This is a genomic window from Sorangium sp. So ce1153, assembly GCF_051521595.1.
Classification (GTDB): domain Bacteria; phylum Myxococcota_A; class Polyangia; order Polyangiales; family Polyangiaceae; genus Sorangium.
In genome coordinates this window covers 9,029,146-9,043,278 of record NZ_CP150361.1, presented here as the reverse complement: position 1 = coordinate 9,043,278, position 14,133 = coordinate 9,029,146, and the positions used below count along the sequence as shown (strand labels likewise).

General features: G+C 72.7%; 7 protein-coding genes. 4 read left to right on the top strand and 3 right to left on the bottom strand.

From position 1 onward, the window contains the following. Positions 1-379 precede the first annotated feature (379 nt). Positions 380-1,861: a hypothetical protein gene (locus tag WME85_RS32465; protein WP_437826982.1), complete on the top strand. Its 1,482-nt coding sequence runs from the start codon at positions 380-382 to the stop codon at positions 1,859-1,861. Beyond that, entirely contained in the window at positions 1,858-3,417 is a 1,560-nt protein-coding gene (locus tag WME85_RS32460; RefSeq protein WP_437826981.1) for a flavin monoamine oxidase family protein, read from the top strand. The genes WME85_RS32465 and WME85_RS32460 overlap by 4 nt, the downstream gene beginning before the upstream one ends. 31 nt (positions 3,418-3,448) lie before the next feature. Here the strand turns inward: WME85_RS32460 and WME85_RS32455 are convergent, their stop codons facing one another. Further along, positions 3,449-5,302: a sigma 54-interacting transcriptional regulator gene (locus tag WME85_RS32455; RefSeq protein WP_437826980.1), complete on the bottom strand. Its 1,854-nt coding sequence runs from the start codon at positions 5,300-5,302 to the stop codon at positions 3,449-3,451. Positions 5,303-5,537: 235 nt separating this feature from the next. Between WME85_RS32455 and WME85_RS32450 the strand changes: the two genes are divergently transcribed. Next, positions 5,538-7,745, top strand: coding sequence for a TOMM precursor leader peptide-binding protein (locus WME85_RS32450; protein WP_437826979.1), 2,208 nt, complete (start codon positions 5,538-5,540; stop codon positions 7,743-7,745). A gap of 216 nt (positions 7,746-7,961) precedes the next feature. Next, complete coding sequence (locus tag WME85_RS32445) at positions 7,962-9,134, top strand: amidohydrolase family protein (RefSeq protein ID WP_437826978.1); 1,173 nt, start codon at positions 7,962-7,964, stop codon at positions 9,132-9,134. Between the two features lies 1 nt (position 9,135). Here WME85_RS32445 and WME85_RS32440 read toward each other — a convergent pair whose 3' ends face one another. Then, positions 9,136-9,585, bottom strand: a complete 450-nt coding sequence (locus WME85_RS32440) for a BMA_0021/BMA_0022 family TOMM bacteriocin (RefSeq protein WP_437826977.1) — start codon at positions 9,583-9,585, stop codon at positions 9,136-9,138. A gap of 121 nt (positions 9,586-9,706) precedes the next feature. Beyond that, positions 9,707-13,939 carry a TOMM system kinase/cyclase fusion protein gene (locus WME85_RS32435; RefSeq protein ID WP_437826976.1) on the bottom strand — a complete coding sequence of 1,411 codons (4,233 nt, stop codon included), beginning with the start codon at positions 13,937-13,939 and terminating at the stop codon, positions 9,707-9,709. Positions 13,940-14,133 lie beyond the last annotated feature (194 nt).

Here is a 14,133-nt window from a genome sequence, read left to right as displayed (position 1 = left end):
AGCGCTCGGCCGAGCGGGGATCGACGCCGGCGACCTCATGACGGGATGGACCGAAAGGGCTCCTCGCGGCGAGATCTCGTGATCTTCGGCCACGTCGAGGGCGCTGTCGCCCGCGGCCAACGGCGGCGCGTCCGCCGGCGCGCAAGCCGTTGCTCGATGAGGCAATGGCCCCGCGCGTTCATCCCCGCTCGCGCGGCCACCGCGCCGATCTCCCGGCGAATCCGCGTGGGCGCCGCCGGCACGAGGCGTGCTCTGACGATGACGAGGTGACGACAACAGCGGCGAGATGCGCTGTCCGCTTCGACGAATGCGCGATCGAAGCGGATCCGTTCGCGCGACGGGGGGCTCCGTCGCGACGCGCGCGCCGCAGGGGAGGACCATGAAATTCGAGGCGACAAGCGAGCTCACCAGCGTGGTGCTCGGCGACCGGCAACCCACCATCGTCCCGGGTAGTAGGAGGGATACCGAGGCTCATCGCGCCCGTCATTCCGGGGGTGCGAGCGCCGCCAGCGGCGTCGCGAGGCGGCCCCTCGGCACGGACGACCCCACGGATCTCCATGGCGCGAGGGAGACCGGCGGCGCCTCCGCCGCCCCCCGCTACCAGAGCGCGGTGACCCAGCCGGCCGCCGGCCTGGCCAGGGCACCCGAGCTCCTCGCCGCGAAGCAGCGCGTGCTGTCCGGCGGCAGGCTGCCGCCGCCCTGGGCTCGCTTCGCGGGGCCCGCCGAGGTCGACGCCTTCCTCGGTGAGCTCGATCAGGCGATCCGCCCCTTCGAGGACTCCCTGCGGAGGGCAGGGGCGAGACACGTGGACAGGGCCGCCCAGCTCAAGGCCATCATCAAGAAGGCCTCGATCCAGACGAGCAAGACCCGGTTCGAGGACCCCCGGGACATGGCGGAGTTCGACGCCCGGCTCGATCAGGTGGTCCGGAGGGGTGAGCCGGTGGTGCTGGCCATGCCGGAGGGGGGCGGCAAGGTGCCGGTGCCGCTCAAGACAGGGAGGTTCGGCAGGGAGCCCGATTTCGCGGAGTTCCTCGGCCTGAAGATGCGCGCGGCGCTGGCGCGCGTCCTGCGCGAGTTCCACCCCGGCGGCGCCCACGTGGTGGTCGTGCCGGACACGTGCCTGCACACCCGGGATATGGGCTTCTCCGCGCGGGAGACCCGGAATCACCTGCGACAGCTCTGGCGCGATCTAGCCCGCCTCGGCATCCGCGACGAGGTGATCGTGGCCGATACCCTGGCGTACCTCCCCGGCGAGTGGGACCTGATCATCCAGCGGAGCGTGGCCGAGGTGGTGGCGTCGATCGCCGCGGACACGGCCGTGAGGGAGTCGGCGGCAGCCCAGGCGAGATCGCTGCTGTTCATCAAGGAATGCGGGCTATCGGACGAGGACGAGGCGGTCCTCTTCTATGCCGCCGCGGCCGGTTACCCGGAAGGCGTCCCCGCCCGGCTCGCCGCGCAGGCAAGGGAGTTCCAGGCGGAGACAGAGCGGGTGACGCCGCTCTACATGGCCATCAACCATCATGGCATCCGCGGCCTCGGGTTGATGGAACGGGTGGTCGACGGGCTCGGCTTCTCGAGCGCGAGCTACCTCCGCGCGAGCGTCCACGCGAAGCCCGGGTGCCCGCGGCCAGCGCTCAGCGTCTTCCACGCCCTCGCGCCGGTCGCGCTCCTGCCGATGCACGCCCTCGGCGTGCGCGTCATCGACGAGACGCCTCGCTGGGGGCTCTCGTTCGATGTCGTGGGGCGGATGCGCGGCTGGCAGGCCGTCTGCGAGGCCACCACGGGGCGCTTCCTGTTCTACGAGACAACGCAGCAGGACGTCGAGATGGGCGCCGCTGCCGACGAGCGAGCGGCGGCATGACGAAGCCGCGAAGGCCGGCGGGCGCGCCCGCCTCACCCCCTCTCCAGGAACGGAGCAGCCGCGTGCAGGAGTTCGATACGATCGTGGTGGGCGCCGGGATCACCGGCCTTTATTGCAGCTACCGACTGGCGCAGAGGGACCCTCGCCGCACGGTGGGCCTGTTCGAGGCCTCGGACCGGTTCGGCGGGCGGATCGAGACGGTCGAGATGGATGGATTCCTCGCGGAGTGCGGCCCCATGCGGTTCCACAGGCGCCGGCAGCCCCTCCTGATGGGGCTGCTCGACGAGCTCGACCTGAAGACCCGGCCCTTCGCCCCCTACACGGCCGAGCCCGCCGAGGGGCCGCGGCACCCGCTCGCCCCCGGCGAGGCCGGACCTGCCGATCGCCCGCACACGACGCTCGAGCTGATGAAGCTCGGCATCATCAGGATCCTGAAGGACACTGCGTGGAGGAGCCCGGGGGATCCGGACGATCCCCGGGACGAGAAGCACGGGGACTGGCTGAAGAGCCTCGACGAGGACGACTACGCGGGCATGCGCCGCCGGGCCAGGCAGGGCGGCGCGTTCCTCCACGAACGGGGGTTCTGGAACGCGCTGAGCGACGTCCTCAGCCACGGCGCCGTGCTCGCGATCCGGGATCTGGGCACGTTCTACCACCTGATTCCAGAGAACCCCAACGCGATGGACTGGATCATCTTCTGGCTGCGCGCGCTGTCCGGGGAGGGGGAGGGGGACGCGCCCCTCGTCAGCATCGAGGGGGGATCAGGGGCGCTCCCCCGCGCCCTGGTGCGGAGGCTCGAGCAGCGCCCGGAGCAGGTCTCCATCCACCTCCGTCACGCGCTCACGTCGCTCGAGGCGGCGGAAGGGGGGCGGCTCCGCCTGCGGTTCGCCCGCGGCGAGGAGACCGTGGAGGCCGTCGCGAAGCACGTGATCCTCGCCCTGCCCAGGAGCCCGCTGATGCGGCTCGCGGGCTGCTTCTCCCGCGAGATCCAGCAGGACCTCGATGCGGTGTTCGGGTTCCCGCTCCTCAAGTGTTTCCTGGTCACGGACGCGCCGTGGTGGACCGGGCGCACGCCACCCCAGCGGAACGCGTCGCTGATGCCCGCGAGGGAGGTCCACTACAGCTACCGCGAGAGCGACGGCAAGGGGATGGCCATGCTCTACACCGATCGACCGGCCACGGAGTTCTGGAAGGTGTATGTCGAGGGCGACGTCCACGATCGGGCAGAGATCGATCGCAGCGAGGAGCTGAAGCGACAGCTCTTGAAGTACCTCGGGGTGGACCTGCAGGCGCCGGCGGAGGCGCAGCGCGCCGCCGGGACGGTGACGACCTGGGGAATCCGGGACTGGAGCAGAGAGCCGTACGGCGCCGGGTGCCATACATGGCGGCCAGGGGCGAGGTCCTGGGAGGTGCTCGAGAGGCTGAGAGCGTTCCAGCTCCCCGGCAACGCCGCGCCGGCCGGCAACGTCCATGTCTGCGGCGAGGCGTACTGCGATTACCAGGGGATCGAGGGGGCGCTCCGCTCGGCCGAGAGCGCGCTGAAGACCGTGCCCTGATCCTCGATCCGGCGAGACGGCGCGAGTCGCGCTACGCATCTCCGGGCGGCGCGTACCCGAGCCGCTTGATCCCGAGCGCCTTGAGCTTGTAGACCAGCGTGCGCAGCGGCATGCCGAGCGCGCGCGCCGCCTCCGTCTGATTCCCGCCCGCCTTGCGGAGCGCCTGGACGATCAGGTCGGCCTCGCAGCGCTGCAGCTGCGTCTTCAGGAAGTCCGCGCCCGGCGGGGCGCTCGGGAGCTCGACGCCATCGCACGGCAGACCGTGCTCCGGCGCCGGCGCGGCCGGGGGCGCCGCCCGGGCGCGCTCGGGCAGATCCTCCTCCGCGATCCACTCGCCCTCGGCGATGACCACGGCCCGCTCGATCGCGTTCCGCAGCTCCCGCGCGTTCCCCGGCCAGGAGTACGCCCGGAGCCGCGCGAGCGAGCCGGCGTCGAAGCCGCGGATGGCGCGGCCGTTCGCCTGGTTCGCCTGCTCGAGGAAGCGGAGCGCGAGCGGCTCGATGTCCTCCGGGCGCGCCCGGAGCGGAGGGATCGTCATCGTCATCGCGTTCAGGCGGTAGAGCAGATCGGTGCGGAACGCGCCGGAGGCGCACATGGCCTCGATGTCGCGGTGGGTCGCCGCGACCACGCGCGCGTCGACGTCGATCGGCTTGTTCGAGCCGACGCGGGTCACCTGGCGGGTCTCGAGGACCCGCAGGAGCGCGGCCTGCGCCGCGGCCGGCAGCTCGCCGATCTCGTCGAGGAAGACCGTCCCCCCGTCCGCCGCCTCGAACACCCCCCGCTGCTGCTGCCACGCGCCGGTGAACGCGCCGCGCTCGTGGCCGAAGAGCGTGCTCTCGACGAGCTGCTGCGGGATCGCCCCGCAGTTGACGCACACCATCGGCCGCCCGCTCCGTGGGCCGCGATCGTGGATCGCGCGCGCGACGACCTCCTTGCCCGTCCCCGTCTCGCCCAGCAAAAGGACCGGGATCGACGACCGCGAGACCCGCGTGACCATCTCGAGGACGCGGAGCATCGCGGGGCTCACGGCCACAGGATCGGCGTGCCCGGGGCCCGGGCTGCTCTTCCATGTCCCGACCGGCGCCGACCGCACCGGCTGCTCCACCGTCGCGCTGCGCACCGCGCTCCAGCACCGATCGAGCAGCTCCTCCGCCACCGTCCCCGCCTCGGGGAACGTCGCGAAGCCCGAGAGCACCACGGGCGCGCCGCCCGCGGGCGGCTCGGCCAGCGCGCGCACCAGATCGAGCGCCTTGTCGGCCCCTGCCTCGAGGAGCAGCGCCGCCACCACGTCCGAGCTGTAGAGCGCGATCCGGTCCACGGGCCGCAGCAGCGCCCGCACGCGCAGGAACAGGTGGCTCACGTGGGCGCCCTGCGGGCGGGCGGATCGGGCCATGACGACGGCGAACCGCTGCCCGAAGTACCGCGCGCGCTTCACCTCCTCCTCGAGGGCGACGCGGAGCTGCTCGTGGCTCATCAGGCCAGGCAGCTCGCTCTCGGCCGCCGTGATCGAGCGGACGGCGACCACCACCTTGCCGAGGAGCACCTCGTCGCCCGGCTTCACCTCGGCGCGGGCGACGCGCGCCCCGCCGAGCCAGGTGCCGTTGGTCGAGCGCAGATCCTCGATGAGGACGCTGTCGCCGGACTGGGTGAAGCGGGCGTGCTCGCGCGAGAGGCTGGCGTCGCGGATCTGGACCTGCGACGGCGGCGCGCGGCCGATGACGACCGGCGCGCTCGGGCTCAGGACGACGCGCTCGGCGCCGTCGCGGTGATAAACGAGCAGGGCGACGCGTCGGTCGTCCTGCCTGACACGCTGGATCGCATCGATGAAGCTGCTCGACAGCGGCGTCGTCTCCATGCCGCTGTCCCTCTCGCGAATGACTGCCACGCTGCTAACCCCCTCTCACAAGACCTCGACCGGGGCTCTGTCGTCGTGCCGCTCGTGCCGCTCGTGCCGCCCGCGCCGCCCGTGCCGCTCGCGCCCGCGAGCCTGCGCTGGCGCGCGGCGGCCAGCCCGCCCGTCCGCCGCGCAGGCAGGCGCTCGCTGACGCTGAATTGCGCACCGGCACGGGCGTCTCCCGCGAGCCGCGACGCACCAGGTGGTTCACCAGGGTCCGGTGTTCATGTCGCTCATGCAGCGCGTCTTGCAATTCAAGCACCACCTGCGCGTCGAGCCCGGCGGTGACAAGGAGACCTTGTTCCTGATCGGCGAGCGCGAGCGATTCATGCTCCGCGGCCGCGTCTATCGCCTCCTCGGGCCGCTCCTCGACGGCCGGCGGACCGCGGGCGAGCTCGTCGCCGCGCTCGACGGCGAGGTCTCCGCTGCCGAGGTCCACTACGCCCTGAGGCGGCTGGAGGAGCGGGGCCATCTCGCCGACGCCACGCCGGCGCCGGAGATCGCGGGCTTCTGGCAGGCGCTCGGGGTGGACGCCGCCCGCGCCGCGGAGCGGCTCGCGTCGACGCCCGTCGCCGTGCGGGCGGCGGGAGGCGAGGACCCGGACGCGCTCGCCGGCGCCCTCGCGGAAGCGGGCGTCGTCGTGCAGCCGGAGGCCGCGATCGTGGTCCTGGTGACCGGCGATTACCTCGACCCCGAGCTCGACGCGTGGAACCGGCGCGCGCTCCGGGAGGCGCTCCGCTGGGCGCCGGTCAAGCCCGGCGGGGTCGAGCCGTGGATGGGGCCGATGTTCCGCCCCGGCGCGGGGCCGTGCTGGGACTGCCTCGCGCACCGGGTGCGGCACAACCGGCCGGTCGAGGCGTACCTGGAACGGCGGCGCGGCCTCCGCGAGCCGCTCCTGCCGCCGCTCGTCGGCCTGCCCGCGGGCCGGCGCGCGGCGCTCGGGCTCGCCGCCGTGCTGCTCTCGCGCTGGCTCGCCGCCGGGGGCGCCGGCCCGCTCGACGATCGCCTCTACAGCCTCGATCTCGCGCGCATGCGGCTCGCGGAGCACCCGGTGGAGCGGCGGCCCCAGTGCCCGGCCTGCGGCGACCCGGAGGGGGCGCGGGCGCGCGCGCTCGCGCCCGTGGCCCTGGAGCCCCGTCCGAAGCGCTTCACCGACGACGGCGGCCACCGCGCCGTCCCGCCCGAGGAGACCCTCGCGCGCGTCCTCCGCCAGGTGAGCCCGTCGACCGGCCTCGTCGCGAGCGTCGGTCCGCTGGAGGGGCGCGATCACCCGCTCCGGCCCGTCCACGGCGCCATCCACCGCGCCTGTCCCGCGGGCGACTCTCCCGCTTTCGCCGACTTCCACCGCATGAGCAGCGGCAAGGGCCGCACCGTCGCTCAGGCCCGGGCGAGCGCGCTGTGCGAGGCGATCGAGCGCTACTGCGCGACCTACCACGGCGACGTGCCCCTCCGCCGCGCGCGCCTCTCCGAGCTGGACGGGGGCGGCATTCCCCCGGACGCCCTGCAGCACTTCAGCGAGGCGCAGCGCCGCGCGGCGGAGGCGGGCGGCGCCCCGCCGCGCGACGCCTGGCTGGCCGTCTCGCCGCCGTACGACCCGAGCGCGGCCATCGACTGGGCCCCTGCGTGGTCGTTGACCCATGGGAGGCGGCGCTACCTCCCGGCCGCGGCTTGCTATCTCCACCTGCCGGCGGCGTCCGGCGAGCAGCCCTGTTCGTTCAACCCGAACGGGCACGCGGCCGGCAACTGCATCGAGGAGGCGATCCTGCAAGGCTTCCTGGAGCTCGTGGAGCGGGATGCGGTCGCGCTCTGGTGGTACAACCGCGCGCGCCGGCCCGCCGTCGATCTGAGGAGCTTCGGACAGCCCTACTTCGACGCGCTCGAAGGGCACTACCGGGAGCTCGGCCAGCGCCTCTGGGTGCTCGACGTCACGAGCGATCTCGGCGTCCCGGCGTTCGTCGCCCTGGCGCGGGCGGCGGGCTCCGCCCGGCTCACGTTCGGCTTCGGCTGCCACCTCGAGGCGCGCCTCGGGGTGCAGCGGGCGCTGACCGAGCTCAACCAGCTCTTCGACCCGCGCGGCCTCGCGCCGGCCCGCGGCTGGGACGGCGCGTCCCTGGCCGGCGAGGCCTACCTGTTCCCCGACGAGGAGGCGCCGGCGCGGACGCTCGGCGACTACCCTTTCGTCCGGCGCGACGACCTGCGCGACGATGTGATCGACTGCGTGGAGCGCGCCGCGCGCGCCGGCCTGGAGACCGTGGTGCTCGACCAGACGCGGCCGGACACCGGCCTGTGCGCCGTGAAGGTGGCAGTGCCCGGGCTGCGGCACTTCTGGCCCCGATTCGGGCCGGGGCGCCTCTACGACGTCCCGGTCCGCCTCGGGTGGCTCGAGCACGCGAATCGGGAAGGGGACCTGAACCCGGTGCCGCTCCACGTCTAGAATACCGATCACGTTGAGACCCGGAGAAATTTCACAGGGAGGCGGGGAGGCGGGGAGGAAGAAAAAAATGAAGTTCTTTCTCTTGCCGTCTCTCGCTCCCCGCCTCCCTGCCTCCCTGTGAATATTCTGTTTTCTCTCGTGGTTTCAAATCGTTTGTCGCTCCAGTCAGTCCACGGTTGGCCCCACGCAGCCCACGTTCGGCGGAGGAGACATCCCATGCGCGACGGCTATCGGATCCTCGACGCGGATCGTCACGTGATCGAGCCGCTCGATCTGTGGAAGGTCCACCTCGAGCCGGAGCTCCGCGCTCACGCGCCGTACCTCGCGTATGCCGGCGAGGGTGAGCCCCTGGCCGACCGCGTGGCGTCCCCTGGACCGGAGGGCCTGATCCCGCTCCCTCCGCGGCCGATGATGGACGGACGGCCGATCCATCACCGGATGAGCGCGCGGGCGTGGCGAGCGGTCGCCTCGGCCGGCCGCCGGCGGTCCGCGTGGCTCGCGCGGCTCGGCTCGCTCGAGCTGCCCCAGGCCCACATCGCGGACATGGATCGCGAGGGCATCGACGTGGCGTTCCTGTATCCGACGGTCGCGCTGATGCTCCTCGGCATGGCCCCGCTGGAGCCGGCGCTCGCGGGCGCGCTCGCCAGGGCCTACAATACCTGGTTGCGCGGCTTCTGCGATCACGAGCCCCGGCGCCTCCGGGGGGTGGCGTTGATGAGCCCTCACGATCCGGCGCAGATGGTGCCAGAGCTCGCGCGGGCGGCGGCGCTCGGGTTCCGCGCCGTCGTGCTCCGGCCGAACCCCGTCGCGGGCCGGACGCTGGGCGACCCCGCCTACGAGGCGTTCTGGGCCGAGTGCGAGCGGCGCTCCATCGCGGTCGCCGTCCACGAGGGCGCGCACGCGTCGCTGCCGGCCGCCGGCGCGGATCGCTTCCACAGCCGCTTCGCCCTGCACGCTTGCTCGCACCCGATGGAGCAGATGATGGCGCTGCTCGCCCTGATCGAGGGCGGCGTGCTCGAGCGCCACCCTGGCCTGCGGGTGGCCTTCCTCGAGGCCGGCTGCGGGTGGCTGCCGTACTGGCTCTGGCGGCTCGACGAGATCGAGTACCGCAGCCTGGCCGAGGAGGTCGCGCCGCACGTCCGCCGCGAGCCCTCCGCGTATTTCCGCCGCCAGTGCATCGTCGAGATCGAGCCCGACGAGCCGCACCTGGAGCAGGCGATCCCGTGGCTCGGGGAGGACCACGCGATCTTCGGGACGGACTTCCCCCACATCGACCACGACGCGGGCATGGTGGAGCGGGCGCTCGCGCTCCGCGGCAGGCTCCCCGGCGAGGCCCTCCGCAAGATCCTCTGGGACAACGCCGCGCGCTTCTACGGGGTCGGGGAATGACTCAGCAGATGCAGGCGGGAGGCAGAAAGTCGCTCGCGATCTCGGCCAGCGCGACGGGCTGATCCTCGAGCGCCGGCGGCGGTGGGACATAGAGCGTGATGGCGCGCGACGACGGATCCCTGCCCTCTCGCTGCTCGCAGAAGCGCCACGCCTCGCCGTTCGACGAGATCGGCTCCCGCGCCTCGCGGACGGTGAGCTCGATCCCCGGCGGCAGCGAATAGCTGCAGCAGACCATCAAGAACTCCCGCGGATCCCGCTTCAGGCTCTCGAGCTGCGCCGGGTCTTCCCAGCTGAGCGCGACGGCCCGCAGCCACGCTGTCTCGAGCTCCAGGAGGCCGTCGTCCAGCGCGACTCCTTCTCGTGCGGAACCAGCTTCGACAGGTCCACCGTCGAGCTGCGCGGGTGTGCTGTCAGTCCCCGACCTGTACTTCGATGATTGGCCGAAAAACATGGCTCTCTCCATTGTCGATGCCGTAGGCGCACCATGGAACGTGCAGCTCATGGAGCCGCCGTCGTGTTCCGTCGAGCCTTCCGCGCGTGATCGGATGCGCTCGAGAGCGTGCCGCGGCAGCTCAACCGGCCACCTCTTCGAGCATCGCTCGCGCCTCGGCGAAATCGGGCAGAGCGGCGTACTCGAGAGGCCAGCTGCCGATCTCTCCGAGCAGAGGGCGCGCTTCATCGCGCCGGTCCTGCCGCACGAGCATACGGCAGAGCGCCAGGGTCGAGCGCAGCTCGATCATCCGCGCACCTTGCTCGCGCGCGATCTGGACCGAGCGCTGCAAGCACCGCTCGCTCTCCTGCTCGGCGTCAGCGCCGCAGAGGGACAGTGCCTTCAGGCGGTAGAGCTCCGGGACGTAGTAGACGTCGCCCGACTCCTCGGCGAGCCGCAGGCAGACGGCGAGCTGCTCGACCGCGGCGTCGTGCTGCCCGCGCTCGGCCTCGAGCTCCGCCATGAGAGAGAGCCAGTACGGCAGCCCAACCTGCTGGCCGGCGTCCCGGATCGTCTCGATGTGCCGCCTCAGCTGATCGAGGTCGCGCTGTGCCCAGCAGCGCATGATCAAGCAGAGCTCCTTGAACCAGAGGTGATGGTGCTCCATCAGCTGGAGGAGGGAGTCGGTCACCGCGGTGACCTGCTCCCGTTCGCGGCCGAAGTGATAGATGCCGGCCAGGTAGAGCAGCGCCATCCCGAGGCTGTTCGGGTGGTCGAGCTCGCGCGCCCACGCTACCGCGGCCTGCCCGCGGGTGAACGCCTGCGCCGGGCAGCCCATCATGTAGAGCACCATCGCGAGCGTGATCAGCGCATAGAGCTTGGAATCAAGGCCATAGACGAAAGCGTGCTCTCGGTGCGCCGAAGGGTCGTAGAGCGCGATGACGCCGTCGAGCTCCCGGCGCGCCTCCGCGAGCTTTCCCTCATGCCACATGCACTGCCCCAGCAGCAGCATCGACGAGACCAGCTGGCCGGTGTCCTGCGACTTCCTGGCCATGCCGAGGAGCCGCTCCGCCAGCGCCCGCGCCTCGCGGCGGTGGCTCCCCATGTGGTGGTACATGAACATCGCCCACAGCGTCGGCGCCGTCATCGGGCTGTCGCCGAGCTCGTCGCTCAGCACCTGGCAGCGCTTGACCGACGCCGAGAGCTCCCGCGGCATGTACCCGCGGCGGTCCAGGAGCGCCAGGATCAGCAGGCTGTTCAGCCGCAGCTCGGCGAGCGCGCGCTCCCGGCCGTCCGGCATCGCCGAGAGCCAGCCGAGCGCCTGCGTCACGTGGCCGACCGCCTCGGTGTCATCGGCGTTCGCCGGCCGCTTCAGCGCGCGCTCCGCCGCCGCCTCCGCGTAGGCGATCGCCTGTTGCTTCTGCTCGGCGGCGGCGTGGTGGTGCGCGAGCAGGTCGGGCCGCGCCGCGACGATCTCGGGAAAGCGCGCCTCGAGCGTCCGCGCGATCTTCGCGTGCACCTGCCGCCGGCTCCGCTTCGAGAGCGACTCGTAGGCCGCGTCCCGGATGAGCACGTGCTTGAACTGGTACGTCGGGTGGTTCAGCCGGCGCTTCCTGTGGATGAGATCCGCGGCCATCAGCCGGTCGAGGTCCTCCTGCACCAGCTCCCCGTCGAGCGTGGACACGGCGCTGAGCACCTCCTGGCTGAACTCCCGGCCGAGCGCCGCGGCGATGCGGGCCGTCTCCTTGGCCCTGCCGAGCCGGTCGAGGCGCGCCATCAGCAGGCCTCGCAGCGTCGTGGGGATCGCGAGCGCCGAGATCGGCTCGGAGAGCGCGTAGTGGTCCCCCTTGTCCACGAGCGCCCCGGACTCGAGCACCATCCTCGTCAGCTCCTCGACGAAGAGGGGGACGCCGTCGGTCCTGTCGACCACCTGCGCCAGCACGGGCTCGGGCAGCGAGCGGCCGCCGGCGAGGCGCGCGACCATGTGCTCGACGTGCGAGCGATCCAGGCGGCCGAGCTGGATCTGGAGCATGCCCGACGTCGACCAGGGCGGCGAGAACTCCGGCCGCGCCGTGAAGAGCGCCATGATCCGCGCCGAGGGCACGTCGGCGATCATCATGCCGAGCCACTCCAGGCTCGTCGGGTCGGCCCACTGCAGGTCCTCGACCATGAACAGCACGGGGCGCTCCTCGGCCATGTCGAAGAGCATCGTCACGAGCGCGTTGAGCGTCCGCTCCTTCTGCCGAGGCGGCGGGTCCAGCGGGGCGGCGTAGCGCCCGTCCAGGGGGATCGACAAGAGCGCCGCGAGCAGCGGCACGGTCTCCACGAGGTCGAACCCGCGGCGCGAGAGGAGCGCCTCGAGCCGGGCGAGCCGGCGCCCCGGCGCGTCGTCCTGACCGGGGTCGATCAGCCGATCGAGCAGCTCGATCATCGGGTGGAGCGCGCTGTTGCGCCGGTCGGGGGTGCAGCGGCACTCGAGGCAGCTGTGCCACTCGCCCTGGAGCCGCCGGGCGAGCTCCCAGGTGAGGCGCGACTTGCCGATCCCGGGGCCGCCGGTGACGAGGGTGCTCTGCCCGATGCCCTGCCGGACCTGGCTCCAGCGCTGGAGCAGCAAGTCGAGCTCCTGGCTCCGGCCGATCAGCGGCTCCGTGTCGCGGCCGGCGGTGCTCCGGTCCTGGGTCGCGGGGGGGATCTCCTGCCCCATGCGGTAGATCGCGATCGGCCGGTCCGCGTGCGAGAGGTCGCGCGACGTCTCCTGCTCGAACATGAACCGGCTCCGGAGCAGCCGGAACGCGTCGTCGGTGACGACGACCGTGCCCGGGGCCGCGAGCGCGCTCAGCCGGGCGGCGAGCTGCGGTGTCGTGCCGAGGTGCTGCGTGTAGCCCTGGGACTGGCCGGCGATCACCAGGCCGGCGTGGAGCCCGATCCGGACCTCGAGCGAGAGGCCCCGCGTCGCCTGCAGGCGCGCGCTGCGCGCGCGGACATCCGCCACGATCTCCAGCGCAGCGCGGGCGGCGCGCCGGGCGTCGTCCTCCTGCGCCGACGGATACCCGAAGTGCAGCAGGATCTGATCGCCCAGCGCGCCAGCGAAGCGCCCGCGGTGGCGGCGGGCGATCTCGGCGCACACGTCCTGCTGCTCGCCGAGCAGGTCATCGATCTCCTCGACGTCGATGTTCTTCAGCGACGGGCCGGAGGCCGTGAAGGCGCAGCAGACGACGGTGAGCGGACGCCGCTCGCCGTCGAGGCCGCCGGCGCTCGCGCCGTCCACGCGCGTCGCCTCCGGCGCAGCGGGTCGCTCCACCGAGGTGGGCGTGGCTGGAGAGGGCAGCGTGGAGGCTTCCGCGCCGCCTCCGGGCGCCGCCCCGGTCTCTCGCGGCCTCCGGTCGAGCGGCGCCGTCTCGCCCACGTCGTCGCGCCACGGGCCCTCGCCCGCCGCGGCCGGCGCGCGGCCCCGCGGCGCGCCCAGCTCTCGCGCCGTCTCGGTGAAGTCCTCGCGGCTCAGCCCCTCGACGTCGCAGGCCTCGAGCTCGCGCAGCAGGCCCGAGGCGGTGACGACGCGCTCGGCCACGTCCTTGCGGGTCGCGCGCCGCAGGAGCGCGCCGAGCGCGTGCCCGAGCAGCGCCCGGGGGATCGGGATCGGCTCGGAGCTCGCCTGTCGGAACAGCACCTCTTGCAGCGACCTGCCCTCGATCGACGGCCGCCCGGTGAGGCACTCCAGGAAGACGAGCCCCCACGCGTACAGGTCCGAGCGCACGCTCACCGGCTCCCCGAGGAGCTGCTCGGGCGCGGCATAGGCGGGCGTACACAGGATCTCGTTGCTCGGGGTGAGCTTCGCGTCGACGCCCTCCATCGCCCCGGCGATGAGCGCGCCGATGCCGAAGTCGAGCACCAGCGCGTTCCGCCGCGCGCCGGTGGAGACGATCATGATGTTGCTGGGCTTGAGGTCGCGGTGGACGACGCTCTGCGCGTGGGCGCAGCCGAGGGCGTCGAGGACCTGGAGCATCAGGTGCCGCGCCTCGCGCGGCTCGATGGCGATCTCCTCGGCCAGCACCTCTGCCAGGTTCCGGCCGGGCACGAACTCGAAGATGGTGTAGAGGGTGCCCTCGTCCGTCTGTCCGGCGTCGATGAGCCGGACGATGTTGGGGTGGTGGAGCTGCGCGCAGAACCGCGTCTCCTGGTGGAACCGGGCGCAGCGACGGGCGACGTCGGCGGGCTTGCCGCCGCGCATCGGGTGCATGACCTTGATGGCCACCGCTTGCCCGGTGGCGAGCTGGCGCCCCTGGTAGACATCGGCGAAGCCGCTCTCCCGCAGCGCGGAGACGATCTCGTAGCGCCCCTGGAACACGGAGCCCGAGGCGATGCCGGTGCGGCTCATCGTCCGTCCCTCCGCCGTGCGGCGCGGCGTGATCGGGCGAGCGGCCGTGACCCGGGAGGAGCTGTGCGCCGCGCCGGCCGGCTCGCCTGGTCGATGGCGCGCTCGCAGGGGGCGGCCGCCGACCTCTTCATCACCGCCTCTCCACGGCCGACCTCGCTGCTCACGCTAGCTCATATAAGGTGTGGAGCCGCCGA

Bases quoted from the DNA above. Each gene is read 5' to 3' on its own strand.
- WME85_RS32435 (WP_437826976.1), bottom strand. From the start codon at position 13,939: ATGAGCCGCACCGGCATCGCCTCGGGCTCCGTGTTCCAGGGGCGCTAC.
- WME85_RS32440 (WP_437826977.1), bottom strand. From the start codon at position 9,585: ATGTTTTTCGGCCAATCATCGAAGTACAGGTCGGGGACTGACAGCACA.
- WME85_RS32450 (WP_437826979.1), top strand. From the start codon at position 5,538: ATGTCGCTCATGCAGCGCGTCTTGCAATTCAAGCACCACCTGCGCGTC.
- WME85_RS32465 (WP_437826982.1), top strand. From the start codon at position 380: ATGAAATTCGAGGCGACAAGCGAGCTCACCAGCGTGGTGCTCGGCGAC.
- WME85_RS32460 (WP_437826981.1), top strand. From the start codon at position 1,858: ATGACGAAGCCGCGAAGGCCGGCGGGCGCGCCCGCCTCACCCCCTCTC.
- WME85_RS32445 (WP_437826978.1), top strand. From the start codon at position 7,962: ATGCGCGACGGCTATCGGATCCTCGACGCGGATCGTCACGTGATCGAG.